Annotated in this window: 12 protein-coding genes and 1 pseudogene; 8 read left to right on the top strand and 5 right to left on the bottom strand. The window is 73.4% G+C overall.

Features of this window, described 5'->3' with window-relative positions; all coding sequences use genetic code 11:
* Positions 1-82 precede the first annotated feature (82 nt).
* The 3 genes from KSE_RS11540 (at position 83) to KSE_RS11530 (ending at position 3,628) form a co-directional block, all read left to right on the top strand.
* On the top strand, positions 83-1,693 hold the full coding sequence (locus KSE_RS11540) for an MFS transporter (RefSeq protein ID WP_014135485.1): 1,611 nt from the start codon (positions 83-85) through the stop codon (positions 1,691-1,693).
* A gap of 23 nt (positions 1,694-1,716) precedes the next feature.
* Positions 1,717-2,379 (top strand): TetR/AcrR family transcriptional regulator, encoded by a 663-nt coding sequence (locus tag KSE_RS11535; RefSeq protein WP_014135484.1) that lies wholly within the window; start codon positions 1,717-1,719, stop codon positions 2,377-2,379.
* Positions 2,380-2,587: 208 nt separating this feature from the next.
* Positions 2,588-3,628: an endonuclease/exonuclease/phosphatase family protein gene (locus tag KSE_RS11530; RefSeq protein WP_014135483.1), complete on the top strand. Its 1,041-nt coding sequence runs from the start codon at positions 2,588-2,590 to the stop codon at positions 3,626-3,628.
* Positions 3,629-3,665: 37 nt separating this feature from the next.
* Here the strand turns inward: KSE_RS11530 and KSE_RS11525 are convergent, their stop codons facing one another.
* Both KSE_RS11525 and KSE_RS11520 read right to left on the bottom strand, forming a co-directional pair.
* The gene (locus KSE_RS11525; RefSeq protein ID WP_014135482.1) at positions 3,666-4,484 is read right to left on the bottom strand and encodes a putative protein N(5)-glutamine methyltransferase; all 819 of its coding nucleotides are present in this window, start codon (positions 4,482-4,484) and stop codon (positions 3,666-3,668) included.
* A 232-nt stretch (positions 4,485-4,716) separates the two neighbouring features.
* Complete coding sequence (locus KSE_RS11520) at positions 4,717-6,462, bottom strand: NAD+ synthase (RefSeq protein ID WP_014135481.1); 1,746 nt, start codon at positions 6,460-6,462, stop codon at positions 4,717-4,719.
* A 299-nt stretch (positions 6,463-6,761) separates the two neighbouring features.
* On the opposite strand from KSE_RS11520, the gene glnA reads away from it, so the two are divergent.
* Positions 6,762-8,123 carry a type I glutamate--ammonia ligase gene (gene glnA / locus KSE_RS11515; RefSeq protein WP_014135480.1) on the top strand — a complete coding sequence of 454 codons (1,362 nt, stop codon included), beginning with the start codon at positions 6,762-6,764 and terminating at the stop codon, positions 8,121-8,123.
* Between the two features lie 104 nt (positions 8,124-8,227).
* Here glnA and KSE_RS11510 read toward each other — a convergent pair whose 3' ends face one another.
* Positions 8,228-9,370, bottom strand: coding sequence for a hypothetical protein (locus KSE_RS11510; protein ID WP_014135479.1), 1,143 nt, complete (start codon positions 9,368-9,370; stop codon positions 8,228-8,230).
* A 582-nt stretch (positions 9,371-9,952) separates the two neighbouring features.
* On the opposite strand from KSE_RS11510, the gene KSE_RS11505 reads away from it, so the two are divergent.
* Together KSE_RS11505 and KSE_RS11500 are read left to right on the top strand one after the other, a co-directional pair.
* Positions 9,953-10,381 (top strand): hypothetical protein, encoded by a 429-nt coding sequence (locus tag KSE_RS11505; RefSeq protein WP_014135476.1) that lies wholly within the window; start codon positions 9,953-9,955, stop codon positions 10,379-10,381.
* A gap of 53 nt (positions 10,382-10,434) precedes the next feature.
* Entirely contained in the window at positions 10,435-10,725 is a 291-nt protein-coding gene (locus KSE_RS11500) for a hypothetical protein (RefSeq protein ID WP_041293886.1), read from the top strand.
* Between the two features lie 575 nt (positions 10,726-11,300).
* Here KSE_RS11500 and KSE_RS46320 read toward each other — a convergent pair.
* Positions 11,301-11,510 (bottom strand): annotated as a pseudogene (locus KSE_RS46320) (toll/interleukin-1 receptor domain-containing protein); the annotation flags it as partial.
* Positions 11,511-11,655: 145 nt separating this feature from the next.
* Here KSE_RS46320 and KSE_RS11490 point away from each other — a divergent pair.
* Both KSE_RS11490 and KSE_RS11485 read left to right on the top strand, forming a co-directional pair.
* Positions 11,656-13,923, top strand: a complete 2,268-nt coding sequence (locus KSE_RS11490; protein ID WP_014135475.1) for a tetratricopeptide repeat protein — start codon at positions 11,656-11,658, stop codon at positions 13,921-13,923.
* A gap of 73 nt (positions 13,924-13,996) precedes the next feature.
* The gene (locus KSE_RS11485; protein WP_148283089.1) at positions 13,997-15,178 is read left to right on the top strand and encodes a hypothetical protein; all 1,182 of its coding nucleotides are present in this window, start codon (positions 13,997-13,999) and stop codon (positions 15,176-15,178) included.
* Here KSE_RS11485 and KSE_RS11480 read toward each other — a convergent pair.
* Complete coding sequence (locus KSE_RS11480; protein ID WP_014135473.1) at positions 15,145-16,293, bottom strand: acyltransferase family protein; 1,149 nt, start codon at positions 16,291-16,293, stop codon at positions 15,145-15,147. The two genes, KSE_RS11485 and KSE_RS11480, sit on opposite strands and share 34 nt — an antisense overlap.
* Between the last annotated feature and the right edge of the window lie 152 nt (positions 16,294-16,445).

Genomic DNA, 16,445 nt, shown 5'->3' with positions numbered 1-16,445 from the left:
TTGAGGAAAGCTTTACCCTCCCTTGCCCGCGAATCAGCGATACGAGACCGTCTCGTATTGAAAAGCTGTCTAGGCTGTCCGCATGACCTCGCCGACCCCCGCTCCACAGGCCCTCCGGGTGCCGGAAGCCGTGCACCGCCGACGCTGGTGGATCCTGGGCACCCTGGTGCTCTCCCTGCTCGTCGTCGTCCTCGACAACTCGATCCTCAACGTGGCGATGAAGACCATCGCCACCCCCGCCCCGGTGGGCCTCGGCGCGAGCCAGAGCGACCTGGAGTGGGCGATCAACTCGTACACCCTGGTCTTCGCCGGCCTGCTGTTCACCGCCGGCCTGCTCGGCGACCGCTTCGGCCGCAAGTGGGTGCTGCTGGCCGGCATGGTGGTCTTCGGCCTCGGCTCGCTGCTCTCGGCGTTCGCCGGCGGCCCCGGCGAACTGATCACCTACCGCGCGGTGATGGGCCTCGGCGGCGCCTTCGTGATGCCCGCCACGCTGGCCATCATCATGAACGTCTTCGAGCGGCACGAGCAGCCCAAGGCGATCGGCATCTGGGCCGGCGCGGTCGGCCTGGCCATCGCGATCGGCCCGATCACCGGCGGCCTGCTGATCGAGCACTTCTGGTGGGGCTCGGTCTTCCTGGTGAACGTCCCGATCGTGGTCGTGGCGCTCGGCGTGATGGGCTGGCTGGTCCCGGACTCCAAGGACCCCGACCCCGGCCGGCTCGACCCGGTCGGCGTGCTGCTCTCCATCGTCGGCCTGGTGGCGCTGATCTACGGCATCATCAAGGGCGGCGAACTGGCCGACTTCACCGCCCCCGCGGCCTGGGTCCCGACCCTGGTCGGCGTGCTGGCCCTGGTCGGCTTCGTCCTGTTCGAACGGCGCACCCGGTACCCGGCGCTGGACGTCACCTGGTTCCGGAACAAGGTGTTCTCCGCCTCGATCGGCGTGGTCGGCATCGTGTTCTTCGCGCTGATGGGCGTCTCCTTCTTCGGCGTCTTCTACACCCAGAGCGTCCGCGGCTACAGCGCCCTGGAGGCCGGCGAGCTGATGCTGCCGCTGGCCCTCGCCCAGCTGTTCTTCGCGCCCCGGGCCCGGTTCGTGGTCGACCGCTTCGGCGTCCGGGCGACCTGCGCCGGCGGCATGCTGCTGGTCACCGTCGGCTTCCTCGGCTACGCCTTCCTGACCGCGACCAGCCCGATCTGGATCCTGGTCGTGCTCGGCTTCGTGATGGGCGCCGGCATGGCGCACGTGATGCCGCCGGTGACGGTCGCCATCATGGGCGCGCTGCCGCGCGAGAAGGCCGGCGCGGGCTCCGCGCTGAACAACACCTTCCGCCAGGTCGGCGGCTCGCTCGGCATCGCGGTGCTCGGCGCGCTGCTGTCGACGATCTACCGCAACGGCATGGAGGACCACCTGGCGGCCGTCCCGCCGCAGTACCGCGAGCGGGCCGGCGAGTCGATCGAGTCGACCCTCGGGGCGGCCGAGAAGATGCACCTGCCCGGCCTGGTCGACCCGGCCAAGGACGCCTTCATCCACGCCATGCACGTGGTCTCCGGCGTCTCGGCCGCCGTCACCGTGCTCGGCGCCCTGCTGGCGCTGCTCCTGCTGCCCGGCCGCCGCCCCGCCGCCGGGACGCCCGCGGCGGACGGCCCGCAGGACCGGACCGAAACCGGCCCGAGCGCCGCCAAGGTGTGAACCCGAGGGTGGAGAATAGGGCCATGACGAGCGCCGAGACTCCGCTCCAACCGTGCCACGGCCCCGCCGGGGAGCAGGACGCTCCCCGGCGGGGCCGTCCGCGCAGCGAGGCCGCCGAACAGGCCATCTACGCGGCCGTCGAGAAGCTGATGGAGGACGGCAACGGCCTCTTCGAGCTGTCCATCGAGCGGATCGCCGCCGAGGCGGGCGTCGGCAAGGCCACCATCTACCGGCGCTGGCCCAACAAGGAGGCACTGCTGGTCGACGTGGTGGCCCGGCTGGACGAGCCGCCGCCCGCCATGCACGGCCCGACCCACCGCGACGACCTGATCAGCGCCGTCGACTACATGCGCCGGCGCGGCCTGCGCAAGCGCTCCCGGTGGATCATCAAGTCCGCGATGGGCCAGATGAACGCCTGGCCCGAGCTCAAGCACGTCTACCACGAGCGGGTGGTCCGACCCCGCCGCGAGATGATCATGGAGATCGTCCGGCGCGCCGTCGCGGCCGGCGAACTCCGCGCCGACCTGGACGCCGAACTGCTCTGCGAGCTGCTGATCGGCCCGATCCTGGTGCGCACCATCCTCTGGGACGACTCCCCGCTGGACGACCCCGACCTGCCCCGGCAGATGGTCGACGCCGTCCTCCAGGGCATCGGCGCGGTACCCGCCCCGGTGCCCGCGCGCTGACCGCCCGCCCGGCGGCCGGACCCGCCCCCGCCGCGCCGATTGTCCGCGTTCCGTCCCGGTGCCCCCCGTCCGGCGCACGGGCGGAACTCCCGGGACGCTGCGCCGCGTCCATCCCGTCATAGGCTGAGCCGAGAATCGGATCGGATCAGGGCAGGTCGGGGACGGGGTCGGCGGGAGAGCCGGCCGGCACGGCGGCGAGGAGCGGACGATGGTGCGGGCGGACGGCCCGGCGGTGGCGGCAGCGGCGGACGGGCCGGAGGGGGCACCGGGCACTGGGCCGGCCGGCGGACCGGAGGGCGAGCGGCGGGCGTGGGTGCGCCGCTGGTTCGACTGGCGGCGCGGGTGGCCGCTCACCGCGCTCGGCCTGCTGGTCACCGCGCTGCTGGTGTGCCACGCCCAGGTGCCCAACGCGGTCGGCAACCTCGGCAGCCTGCTGGAGACCTTCCTGCCCTGGCTCGGCCTGGCCGTCCCGGTGCTGCTCGGCCTCGCGCTCTGGCGCCGCGCCGGGGTCGCGCTGGTCGCGGCGCTGCTGCCCGGCGCGGTCTGGCTGAACCTGTTCGGCGCGCTGCTGGCCGACAAGGGCAGCGGGCCCGGCGACTTCACCGTGCTCACCCACAACGTGGCCGCCGCCAACGACGACCCGCAGGGCACCGTCCGGATGCTCACCGGCTCCGGCGCCGAGATCGTCGCGCTGGAGGAGCTGTCCGCGGCCGCCGCCCCCGAGTACGCCAGGGCCCTGGCCGGCGCCTTCCCGTACCACGTGGTGGAGGGCACCGTCGGCCTGTGGTCCAGCTACCCGATCGACGAGGTCGAGGTGGTCGACATCAAGATGGGCTGGACCCGGGCCTTCCGCGCCCGGGTCACCACCCCCAAGGGCCCGCTCGCGGTGTACGTCGCGCACCTGCCCTCGGTCCGGGTCAAGTTCGACAGCGGCTTCACGGCCGGCCGCCGCGACGTCAGCGCGCAGGCGCTCGGCGACGCGATCGAGCACGAGCCGCTGCGCAAGGTGCTGCTGCTCGGCGACCTGAACGGCACCATGAACGACCGCAGCCTGGCCCCGATCACCTCGCAGCTGCGCTCCGCCCAGGGCGCGGCCGGCGACGGCTTCGGCTTCTCCTGGCCCGCGTCCTTCCCGATGGCCCGGATCGACCAGATCCTCAGCAAGGGCGGTCTGGTCCCGACCGACTCCCGCACCCTCCCGGCGGACGCCAGCGACCACCTCGCGGTGGCCGCCGACTACCGCTACTGAGCCGCTGCCGGGCCGTGGCCGGGCCACTGCCGGGCCGCTACCGGCTCCGGGTGCCGACCACCACGGTGGCGTCCCGCTCCTCGTCCTGCTCGGTGCGGGCCGCCAGCCCGGCGGCCGTCAGCAGGGCGGCGGTGGCCGGCGCCTGCCGCCCGCTGGTCTCGATCAGCAGCCGGCCGCCGGGGGCCAGCCAGCGCGGCGCGGCCGCCGCGACCCGGCGCTGCACCGCCAGGCCGTCCGCTCCGCCGTCCAGCGCGGTGGCGGGCTCGTGGTCGCGGGCCTCCGGTGGCAGCAGCGGGATCTCGCCGGTCGGCACGTACGGAGCGTTGGCCAGCAGCAGGTCGACCCGGCCGAGCAGGCCGGGCGGCAGCGGCGCGTCCAGGTCGCCCAGGTGCACCCGTCCGCCGTACCGGGCGAGGTTGCGGCGGGCGCAGGCCACGGCCGCCGGGTCGACGTCCGCGGCGTGCAGTTCGACGCCCGGGCCGAGCCGGGCGGCCAGCGCCGCGCCGATCGCGCCGGAGCCGCAGCACAGGTCGAGCAGCACCGCGTCCGGGCGGCCCAGCGCGGCGGCCCGCTCGACCAGGAACTCGCTGCGGCGGCGCGGCACGAACACGCCGGGGGCGAGCGCGACCCGCAGCCCGGCGAACTCGGCGAAACCCACCACCTGCTCCAACGGGTGCCCGGCGCAGCGCAGTCCGACCATCTCGCGGAGCCCGGCGGGGTCGGGCGCGGCGGCCAGCAGCAGCCGGGCCTCGTCCTCGGCGAAGACACAGCCGGCCGCGCGCAGCCGGCCGACCAGGCCGGCCGGGGCGCTGGCGTCGATCGGGTGGGGGAGTGCGGGGGGAGGGGGGAGTGACACGGGGACCTCTCGAAGAGCCTGGCGGGCTCCCCGTCCGGTCAGGCCGCGACCCGGCGGCGGGGGAGCACCTCGACGACCTGCACGGTGATCTCTCCCACCTCCTCGATCCGGGCGCGCCGGGCGCGCACTCGACGCGCCTGGCGCGCGCCACGGCGCTCACCCTATGCCTTCGCGCCCCGGCTGTCAGCCGCTCCCGGGCCGGGCTCCCCCGGCCCCGGCCCGGGCCCCGCGGCTACCCCTGGCGCCAGCGGTTGGTGATCGGCAGCCGGCGGTCGCGGCCGAAGTTCTTCGGCGAGACCTTCGGGCCCGGCGGGTACTGCCGCCGCTTGTACTCGGCGGTGTCCACCAGCCGCACCACCCGGTCCACCACCTCGGCCGGGAACCCGGCGGCGACGATCGCGTCCCGCCCCTCGTCGCCCTCGACGTACCGGGCCAGCACCGCGTCCAGCAGGTCGTAGTCGGGCAGCGAGTCGGTGTCCTTCTGGTCCGGCCGCAGCTCGGCGGACGGCGGCTTGACGATGGTGTTCTCCGGGATCGGCGGCACCTCGCCGCGCGCCTCGGCCGCCTCGTTGCGCCAGCGCGCCAGCCGGAAGACCAGCGTCTTGTACACGTCCTTGATCGGCCCGTACGCGCCGACCGAGTCGCCGTACAGCGTCGAGTAGCCGACCGCCAGCTCGCTCTTGTTGCCCGGCGCCAGGACGATCTGGCCCTCCTGGTTGGAGATCGCCATCAGCAGCGTGCCGCGCAGCCGGGACTGCAGGTTCTCCTCGGCCAGGCCGGTCAGCTCGGTGGCGCCCAGGTACGCGTCGAACATCGGGGCGATCGACACCGTGCGGAAGTGCAGGCCGGTGCGGCGGGCCAGCTCGGCGGCGTCGTCCCGGGAGTGCTGCGAGGAGTAGCGCGAGGGCATCGAGACGCCGTACACGTTCTCCGCGCCGATCGCGTCCACCGCGATCGCCGCCACCAGCGCCGAGTCGATGCCGCCGGACAGGCCGATCAGCACCGAGCGCATCCCGTTCTTGCGGACGTACGCCCGGGTGCCCTCGACCAGCGCCGCGTACACCTCGGCCTCGTCGTCCAGCCGCTCGACGACCTCCGGCGCGATCGGCTCCGCCGGGCGCTCCTTCGGCGCGCCGCCCAGGTCGACCCGGGTCAGCCGCAGGCCGTCGGCGAGGACGGTGCCGTCCGGCAGGCCGTCCTCCTTCGCGGCCGGCAGCTCCAGGTCGAGGACCAGCAGTGCCTCCTCGAACTGCGGTCCGCGGGCCAGCAGTTCGCCGTCCGCCGCGACCACCATCGACTCGCCGTCGAAGACCAGCTCGTCCTGCGCGCCGACCATGTTCAGGTACACCAGCGGGCAGCCCGCCTCGGCGGCCCGGCGCCTGACCAGCTCCAGCCGGACGTCGTCCTTGTCGCGCTCGTACGGCGAGCCGTTCACCGACAGCAGCAGGCCCGCGGCGGCCTGGCCGGTGGCGGCGACCCGGCCGCCCTCCTGCCAGATGTCCTCGCAGATCGCCAGCGCGACGTCCACGCCGTGCAGCCGCAGCACCGTCAGCTGGTCGCCCGGCACGAAGTACCGGTACTCGTCGAACACGCCGTAGTTCGGCAGGAAGTGCTTCGCGAACCGGGTCACCACCTCGCCGCCGCGCAGCACCGCCGCGCAGTTCTGCGGCCTGCCCGCGTACCGCGAGCCCGGCTCGCCGCGGCCCAGGTAGCCGACGACCACCGGGACGTCGCCCAGGCCCTCGGCGGCCAGCCGCGCCGCCAGCTCGACCAGCGCGGCGCGCGAGCCCTCGACGAACGAGCCGCGGAAGGCGAGGTCCTCGACCGGGTACCCGGTCAGCACCATCTCGGGGAAGGCGATCAGGTCGGCGCCGGACGCGGCCGCCCGCTTCGACCAGCGCAGCACCTCCTCGCTGTTGCGGGCGAGGTCACCGACCCAGGGGTCGATCTGGCACAGGGCGAGACGCAGATTCGGCATGCCCCCGAGTGTAATCGTCTAACTGACGCTATGTCGCGGGGGTCCCCCTGTCGGCCCGTCCGCTCCCGGTTTCCTCCCAGCTCCCTCCCAGGTCCGGCGCCAGGTCCGGTCCCAGGTTTGGCCCCCGCCCCGACGCCCGCTCCGGCCCGCGTTCCATCCCGCGGCCGCCAGGGATCGGCAACCGGCCGAAGATCCGCCATGATGGTGGCGACGCGGTCCCGGCGAGGTCTTCGCCGGGCCGGGCCGGCCGGTGCGGGCGGCGTAACACGGGCGTAAAGAGCAGAGGTGAGACTGTCCCCATGGGCAAGCAGCAGGAGTTCGTGCTTCGCACGCTCGAAGAGCGTGACATCCGGTTCGTCCGGCTGTGGTTCACCGACGTGCTCGGGTTCCTCAAGTCCGTGGCGGTGGCCCCGGCAGAACTGGAACAGGCCTTCGAGGAGGGCATCGGCTTCGACGGCTCGGCGATCGAGGGCTTCGCCCGGGTCTACGAGTCCGACATGATCGCCAAGCCGGACCCGACCACCTTCCAGATACTGCCCTGGCGCTCCGAGAACCCCGGCACCGCCCGGATGTTCTGCGACATCCTGATGCCCGACGGCTCCCCCTCCTACGCCGACCCGCGCTACGTCCTCAAGCGCACCCTGGAGAAGGCCTCCAACCTCGGCTTCACCTTCTACACCCACCCCGAGATCGAGTTCTTCCTCCTCAAGGACCTCCCCGGCGACGGCACCCCGCCGACCCCCGCCGACCAGTCCGGCTACTTCGACCACACCCCGCGCGGCATCGGCCACGACTTCCGCCGCCAAGCCATCACCATGCTCGAATCCATGGGCATCTCGGTCGAGTTCAGCCACCACGAGGGCGCCCCCGGCCAGCAGGAGATCGACCTCCGCTACGCCGACGCGCTCTCCACCGCCGACAACATCATGACCTTCCGCCTGGTCATGAAGGAGGTCGCCCTCGAACAGGGCGTCCACGCCAGCTTCATGCCCAAGCCGTTCTCGCACTTCCCCGGCTCCGGCATGCACACCCACGTCTCCCTCTTCGAGGGCGACCGCAACGCGTTCCACGAGTCCGGCGCCGAGTACCAGCTCTCCAAGGTCGGCCGCTCCTTCATCGCCGGCCTGCTCAAGTACGCCGCCGAGACCGCCGCCGTCACCAACCAGTGGGTCAACTCCTACAAGCGCATCTGGGGCGGCTCCCAGCGCACCGCCGGCGCCGGCGGCGAAGCCCCCTCCTACATCTGCTGGGGCCACAACAACCGCTCCGCCCTCATCCGCGTCCCCATGTACAAGCCCGGCAAGCAGGGCTCCACCCGCATCGAGGTCCGCTCCCTCGACACCGGCTGCAACCCCTACCTCGCCTACGCCGTCACCCTCGCCGCCGGCCTCAAGGGCATCGAGGACAACCTCGAACTCCCCCCCGGCGCCGACGACGACGTCTGGGCCCTCACCGACGCCGAACGCCGCGCCCTCGGCATCCAGCCCATGCCCCAGAACCTCGGCGAGGCCATCGACCTCATGCAGCGCAGCGAACTCGTCGCCGAAACCCTGGGCGAGCACGTCTTCGACTTCTTCCTGCGCAACAAGCGCCAGGAGTGGGAGGAGTACCGCTCCGAGGTCACGCCGTTCGAGCTGCGCAAGGTGCTCCAGGTGCTGTAGTCCCTGGTCAGCGGCCCATACGCGGACACGAGAGAGGCCCCGCCCCCGGTGGCGACAACGCGCGCCGGGGACGAGGCCTCTTCCCGTGGGCGGGGCGGGCCGTCTCAGTCCGGGAGCACGTAGAAATCGCCGGGATTCTGCAGGACGTGCCGGGTGCCCCGCCGGGCGAGCGTGCCGGTCACCGACACCGTCGCCCCGCGCTCGTGGGCCTGGGTGGCGATGCCGTAGCTCTCCTCGGGAAGGGTGAACCACACGCGGCGGAGCCGGTCGTTCTGGTCGTCCGCGACGATCCCCGCGATGCTCACTTCGCCCGGCCCCGTCGAGCCTTCCCGGTGGAGCCGGACGACCGCCCCGACCACCCGGACGTCCTCCACCGGAGTCTGCGCCCGCAGTTCCTGGGCGGCTTCGCGCAGGACGGCCGAATGGTTGGACGTGACCACGAGGGGGCGGGTCGGTTCCACCGGCCGGGAGAGAGCCCAGGAGAACTCGATGTCCACCGGCTCCGAGGTCCCGCCGGAAAGCCCGGCGAGCGCCTCGCAGAGGTTGGCGTTCACCCCGGACCCGACGCGCTTCGTGAGGGACTCCACCCCGCGCCCCAGGCTGATCACCTCGTCGGCGGCGGCCACCGCCTGTGCGGTGGAGTCGTGGAGGCAGCGGGAGACGCGGCGCCCGAACGGCTGCTCCGCCTCCGGGAGTTCGGCCGATTCCAAGGCCATCTGACCGAGGAGGGGCGGAACGGGAATGTAGACCGTCATCACGTAGCTGCCTTCGAGCGTGGGCCCGAGGCGGACCGTGCGCATGAAGTCCAGCGCCTGAGCGGGTTTGCGGGAGGGCTGCACCAGGCGGTGCCGGTCGCTGCTCGCCGACACGGCGTTGGCCAGGATCCACTGGTGGAGGCTCTCGAAGGATCTGACCCCGTCCTCGATCGGAGTCGTTCCGGAATCACCGCTCGGCCTCGTCCGCACGTACTGGACGTCCGCGTCCGAACGGGAGATCTCGACGACGACCTGTTTGAGGTTCCGGTCCTCGGCAGTGGCCAGAGTGTTCAGCACATTGTGGATGTACGTTTCGTACCCTCGCATGCGAGGGCTCTTCGGAACGAACACCTCGAATTCACCGGTGTGCGAGACCCAGAGGGTCCCGCCTGGCTCGGGCGCCGGAACCCAGCCGCGCGAGGTGAGATACAAGGAGATGCGCCGGGGGTCGGACGCCTGGGACGAGTGGAAATCCCCGAGGCCTGTGATCATTCTATTCACCACCAATCGCTGTGGGCCCGGTGACGAGCTCGGCGAGGGACCGCACTGTCAGGAGGTTCGCCTTGGGGACGTGCACCGTTTTATGGGACTGCTTCGCCGGGTCGACCGGATCCCTGCGCATCAGATCGACCCAGTAGACAGCGTGCCGGAATCGAATACGAGAAGCTGTCGCCCCCGTAGGTGGGATTGCAGCAGGATTTGATCAGCGCCTCGATGAGTGGGTACCCCATCGTTCCGGACCTGCCCGGGAAGCAGAGCTGGATGTCCACCCCGTCGATGTCCAGGCTCCGCCTGCCGGGGTTCAAGTCGGCGGCGCAGGCAGCGCCCAGACCAGGCCCTCCGCGAAGTGGCCTTGCCACACCTCGCTGTTGAGCGTCACGCCATCGCCTCCCGGGGCGTCCGCCTGCCGGTGTGCCGGTTCTGCGGAGAGTCTAGAGCCGTGGCTGTACCGGGAGCCGACGGTCCGTCAGGTTGTGGGTCGAGTAGCGTACTCGGGCCGGGGTCGGTCGTTTTCGCGGCGGATCCGGGTAGGGGGAACGGGTCGGATCGGTGCGGGGTCGGGAGGGGCTGGGGATGGAGCTGCGGTTGCGGTACGCGCCGGAGGTGGGGAACGCCGGGCGGTTCGCGGCGGACATCGTGGGGTCGGCGGCGCGGGTGAGCGGCGTGGAGCTGGACTACTCGGTGGGGAGCCTGGCGGTGGTCGACGAGATCATCGAGGACTTCCGGGAGAACGGGATCACCGGCGGGCAGGTCGGGGAGACGCTGTTCGGGTTCGGCTGCTACCTGGGGGAGGTGCTGGTCCGCCAGGGCGGCGGCAGTTGGCGGGCGGTGGACGGGCCGGAGGTGGCCGAGTACGGGTTCCCGCTGGTGGTGGAACTGCCGAGCGGACAGGTCGGGAACCCGATCGGCAAGGTCTTCCGGCGGCTGGCGGCCGGGCCGGCGGAGAGCCTGCCGCACTTCTACCGGGAGTTCGCGGAGCCCTGGCGGCGGGGGGAGCGGTAGCGGTCAGGTCGCGTCGTCGTCCGGGGTGGCGGGGGTGCGGTGAGGCCGAGGCTGTGGGCGCTGATGAGGGTGTCGGGGTGGTAGTCGCCGAGAGTGTGGCGTCGGCGCTCGTGGGTGTCCCGGGTGAGGTCGTGCGCGGCTTGGTGGTTGCCGAGGCCGGCGAGGTGGACGGCGAGGCTGTGGGCGCTGGTCTGCTCGGTGAGGAGGTGGTGGTACCGGGCGAGCGGGAGGCCGTTGGCGAGGGTGGCGGCGGCCTGGGAGAGGGCGAGCGGGAGGTGGTCGAGGCGCTCGGCGAGGGCGGCGGCCTCATCCGGGGTGAGGTGGGGACGCGGCGGTGCAGGTAGGGGGTGGACTCGGCGGGTGTGAAGACGTCGACGTCGAGCGGGACGGCGTGGGCCTGCCAGTGCGGGACGCGGGAGGTGATCAGGACGTGGCCGGTCCCGCCGGGCAGGTGGGGGGCGAGGGCGCGCGGGTCCTCGGTGTTGTCGAAGACCAGCAGCCAGCGGTCGTGGGCCCGGAGTTCGGCGGTGAGGGCCTCCCGGGCCTCGGCGGGGGTCGCGGTGGCGGGGGCGACGCTGAGGCGGCCGTGCAGGGCGTGGACGGCGACGGCCCGGCCGGCGGCGAGGCCGCCGCGGAGGCGGAGCAGCAGGTTGTCGCGGCCGGTGAAGGCGGCGCCCCGGTTGGGGACGTTCCACACCCCGGGGGAGCGGCTGCCGGGCAGTTGCGGGCGGGACGCGGCGGCGGGAGGCGCGGGCCCGCCGGGGAAGGGCGGGGGGCTGGTGGGGCGGCGCGGTCCGGCGACGGCGGTGAGCAGGGCGGCGCGGGGGCGTCGTCCAGGCGGAGCGGGACCATCCGGCCGCGGGCGGCGAGCACGGCCGTCCACTCCTCGGCGGTGAACCGGTCCGGTTCGAAAGTAGGCAGCGGAGAACAGCGCGATCATCCGGCCGTGCGCGAGCGCCTCGTTCGTCTTGCGGACGAAGTTCTCGCCCACCGCCCAGTCCCAGTGGTCCAGTTCGACCGTGTAGCCGGCCTCCACCAGCTGCCAGCCGACCCACTCGGCCCAGGCGCGGTCGGCGCCGGCGTGGCTGATGAAGCAGTCGACCCGCCGCGCGCCACCCTCGTCGACCATGCCGCTCCGTGTCTCCTGGCTGGTCCGCGGCCGGCCGTCGGCCGGCCATCGGCCGACCTGCGGATCATCTGCCGCCGGGTCAACTCAAGTGGGAAAGATGGTGTTTGACTGTACGTCGGACGGTCGATCGGGAGGGGCGGGACGGGTGAGCGGGCGCAGGCCCTCGCGGCAGGAGCTGATCCGGCGCCGGCGGCGGAGCGGGTTCGTCGGGCGCGGCAGCGAACTGGAGGCGTTCAACGAGGTGCTGCGGCAGCCGGCCCAGGACCCGGAGCGGTTCCTGTTCCACGTCCGCGGTCCGGGCGGGGTGGGGAAGTCCACGCTGGTACGGCAGTTGGAGAGCGCCGCGCGCGAGGCGGGCGCCGTCACCGCGTACGTGGACGAGTCGGTGGCGGACCCGGTGGAGGCGATGCGGTCGATCGCCGGGCAGTTCGCCCAGCAGGGCGCGCCGCTGAAGGCGCTGGAGCGGCTGCTCGCCGCGCACCGGCAGCGCCGGCACGAGGCGGACGCCGGCGCGGCCGGCGAGGAGCGCTCCGGCGGGCCGTCGCCCGCCGCCGTGCTGGCCTCCCGGGTCGGGCTGGCCGGGGCCGGGATGATCCCGGGCGTGGCGCCGTTCACCGGGGCGCTGGACCCGAACCAGGTCGCCGCCGGGGCGGAGCAGCTGCGCGGCCTGCTGAGCGCGCGCTTCCGCAGCCCGGAGGACGCCCAGTTGGTGCTCTCCCCGCTGCGGGCGCTCACCCCGGTGCTGCTGCGGGACCTCGCGGAGGCCGGGCAGCGGCACGCCTGGCTGGTGCTGTTCTTCGACACCTACGAGCGCACCGGCCCGCTGCTCGACGGCTGGCTGCGGGACGTGCTGGTCAGCGACGCGTACGGCGAGCTGCCGGCGAACGTGCTGGTGGTGCTGGCCGGGCAGGGGCGGCTGGACGCGCAGTGCTGGGGCGACTGGCTGGACCTGGTCACCGACCTGCCGCTGGAGGTGTTCACCGAGAGCGAGGCCCGCCAACTGTTGGCCGCCAAGGGCGTCACGGACGAGCGGGTCACCGCCGAGATCCTGCGGCTGTCCGGCCGCCTGCCGCTGCTGGTCTCCACCCTCGCCGAGGGCAACCCGGCCGGCGCGGCCGACGTCGACGACCCGAGCGGCACCGCCGTCGAGCGCTTCCTGAAGTGGGAGACCCACCCGGCCCGCCGGGCCGCCGCGCTGGCCTGCGCGCTGCCGCAGGAACTCGACGAGGACGTGTACCGGGCGGCGGTCGACGACGAGGAGGCGCGCGAACTCTTCGGCTGGCTGCGGTCGTTGCCGTTCGTCATCGAGCGCTCCGGCCGCTGGCACTACCACGAGGTGGTCCGGACGGCGATGCTCCGCCGCCAACGCGCCGAGTGGCCCACCCGCTGGCAGCGCCAGCACACCGGGCTCGCCGAGACCTTCGCCCACCGGCGCGCCGAACTCCCCTGCGACGGACGGGAGTCGGAGCGCTGGCAGGACGAGCGCTGGCGCTCCCACCGGCTCCAGGAGACCTACCACCGGCTGTGCGCCGACCCCGGGCGGGCACTCGGCCCGGCCCTGCGCGAACTCCTGGACGCCCACGAGCGGGGCGCCGCGGTGCTGCGCCGCTGGGTACGGATGCTGCTCCGGGCGGGCCAGGACACCGACGCGCCGGACGTACTGGCCTGGGGCGAACGGCTGTCGGCGGCCTTGGACACCCCGGAGCCCGGCCCGGCCGCCCTCACGGCACTGCTCGCCGGCGGGGCACTGGACCGCCCCTCCCGAGCCGTCGCCCACCGCCTGCGCGCCTCCGCCCACCTGGCGGCGGCCCGCCGGCCGGAGGCGCTGGCCGACCTGGACCGGGCGGTGGCGGCCGAGCGCGCGGGTTCCTGGGCGTACGGGTGCCGGGGTGCGGTGCTCAAGACGCTCGGCCGCCACGCGGAGGCGCTGGCGGACTTCGACCGGGCGGTGGAGCTGGAGCCGGGGAGTGCGTCCGTGCGCTGTGGGCGGGGCGAAGCGTTCCGGCTGCTGGGGCGGTACGAGGAGGCGCTGGCCGATCTCGACCGGGCGGTCGGGCTGGACCCGGAGGACTCCTGGTGCGCGTACGAGAAGGCCGTGGTCCTGCGCGCGCTCGGCCTGCCGGGCGGGGCGGAGCTGCTGGCCCGGGTGGTCGAGCTGGTCGGTCCGGGCGACGTCCACAGCCTCGGCGACCTGGTGCTCGCGTACGCGGCGGTGCCGGCCGGGGCGGAGGCCGCGGCCGCGCTGGAGCGGTTCCTGGCCGCCGGCCCACCGACCGGGCGGGTCGACGAGCTGTACCTGGGGCTGGAGACGCTGGCCCGGGCGCTCCCGGTGCCGGTGGCGGCGCTGCGGGAGCGGCTGCGGGAGGCCGTTCCGGCGCTGGTGGGCGGCGCGCCCACGGATGGCGGAGGGTGACGACCATGTGACTATCCGTTGTGTTCGATGGGGCGCGGACGACTGTCCGGACGATCGAACACGAGAGGGTGACATGGGCTCCACTGCACGCCGGGTCGGTATTTCTGGTGCCGTGCTCGCGACGCTGGCCGCGCAACTGCTGGTGACGGGAGGGGCGGCGGACGCGCGCGGCTCCGGGAGGACGACGACGCACCGGGCGAACACCGTCGCCTCCAACCCGCTGCCGTTCAAGACCCGCTTCTCCGGCGAGTTCCACGGCTCGATCACGCGGATCAGCAACTCGCTGATGACCTGCGACGAGACCAAGCCGCCGGTCGACCCGGCGCAGCCGCCGTGCGAGGAGGCCCGCACCGGGGCGGGCAGTCGGCCGATCAACAACAACTACGAGATGAAGTACGTCAACATCGACCCGGGTTCGATCGGCCCGTTCGGCGACCCCATCTACTCGGCCAGCTCGGCCGACCTCGGCCTGATCGACGGCTCCACGGTCAAGTACGCCCGGCTGTACTGGGGCGGCACCCGGGGCATCGGCGACACCGTGCTGCCGGAGAGCCAGATCGACGAGGTCTACCTGAAGCTGCCCGGCGACGCGCAGTACACCAACATCGCCAACGACCAGCCGTCGATCGGCTACATCACCACCGACCAGGAGAGCAGCTACCAGGCCTCCGCGGACATCACCGAGCTGGTGAAGGCGCACGGCAACGGCACCTACACCGTCGCCGACATGGACTCGGTGGTGAAGCCGCACAGCTGGGGCGGCTGGACGATCGTGGTGGCGTACGAGAACCCGTGCAAGCCGCTGCGGCAGATCAACCTGTGGGACGGCTTCCAGGTCGAGCTGCCCGACAGCCCGGAGCGCGAGTTCAAGCTGGAGGGCCTGAAGACCCCGCAGAACCTGGCGAAGGTGAAGGGCAAGCTCGGGTTCGTGGTCTACGACGGCGACCTGAAGTGGACCGGCGACACCCTCAAGGTGAAGTCCACCAACGGCCCCGAGACGCTGTTCAGCGACCCGAACCACCAGCCGGACGACGCCTTCAACTCGACCATCGAGGAGCTGACGCCGGCCGACCAGTTCGCCCGCAGCCCGTACTACCGCAACAACTTCGGCTACGACTCCAACCGCTGGGACATCTCCGACTACCTGCGCCCCGGCGACACCGACCTGACCATCAAGTTCGACACCGACAAGGACGGCTACGACCTCGGCGTCTTCTACAGCTACATCAACGAGGACGACTCCTCGGACCTCTGAGCGCGCGACCCGGGCCGCACCACCCCAGCCGGAAGCGGGTGGTGCGGCCCCGTCGCGCCCGGGGACGCGGACCGGCGGCCGCGCAGCAGGCGCTCCAGCGGGCGCTCGACCCAGCGGTGCAGGGCGCCGGCCAGCGCCAGCGAGCCGCCGGCCAGCAGCAGCCAGACGGCGGCGGTGGGCAGGCCGGGGGCCGGGTGGCCGTAGCGGTGCAGCCAGGGGCGGAAGGTGATCTCGTGCACCAGGTACCAGGCGAACGACCAGTCGCCGAGCACCGTCCAGCCCCGCCGCCCCAGCGGCCCCGGCCCGCGCAGGTCGGCCTGCGCGAGGGCGGCGACCAGCGCCCCGAACAGCGGCGCGGAGAGCAACTGCGAGGCGCTGTACGGGCCGTACCAGAGCCGGTCGGGGACGGCCAGGTGCCAGGGCACCAGCGCCAGGTGGAAGGCCGCCACCGCGAGCGCCGCCGGCAGCGGCCGCAGCCGGGGCAGCCGGCCGCGGCGGACGGCCAGGCCCAGCGCCACGCCCAGCAGGAACTGCGGGGTCCGGCTCAGCGGCAGGTAGTCCAGCAGCCAGCTCCGCAGCCCCGGATCGGCCACCGCCGAACCCGCCAGCCACAGCAGCGGCCCCGCCGCGCAGCACAGCGCCGCCGCCCGCCGGCCGGGACGCAGCCGCAGCAGCAGCGGGAACAGCAGGTAGAACCAGCCCTCGTCGCCCAGCGACCAGCCCGCCGGGTTGCCGCCCATCACCGTCGCCCGCCCCCACGGGTGCAGCAGCGGCAGCGACCACAGCGCCGCCGCCACCGGCACCGCCGCGCCCAGCGCCGCGAACACCGCCAGCGAGGCGCCGGTGGTCAGCGCGTGCAGCGGCCAGATCCGGGCCAGCCGCCGCCGGTAGAACCGGCCGGCCGGGACGGGGGAGTCGGCGTACGTCCAGGCCAGCACGAAGCCCGACAGCACGAAGAAGAACGTCACCCCCGAACGCCCGTACCAGGCCAGCGGACTGAGCACCGGCAGGGCGCCGACCTGGCGGGACAGGTGGTAGCAGACCACCAGCAGCGCGGCCGGGAAGCGCAGGCCGGTCAGCGAGGGGAGGCGGGCGGGTATCCGCAGGGGGGTCACCCCGTGGCCAACGAGCCGCCCCCGGGCGGTGTCACGGCCGGGCGGGGAAGCGGTGGACGGGGGGAAGCGGTGGACGGGAAAGCGGTGGGCGGGGAAGCGGTGGACGGTGCGTCACGGCGGGCGCGCGGGGGAAGCGGGAACGTACCCTTCGG

It is taken from the genome of Kitasatospora setae KM-6054 (assembly GCF_000269985.1).
GTDB classification, from domain to species: domain Bacteria; phylum Actinomycetota; class Actinomycetes; order Streptomycetales; family Streptomycetaceae; genus Kitasatospora; species Kitasatospora setae.
The sequence above is the reverse complement of the archived record's forward strand: the minus strand, read 5'-3'. Positions and strand labels throughout refer to the sequence as shown.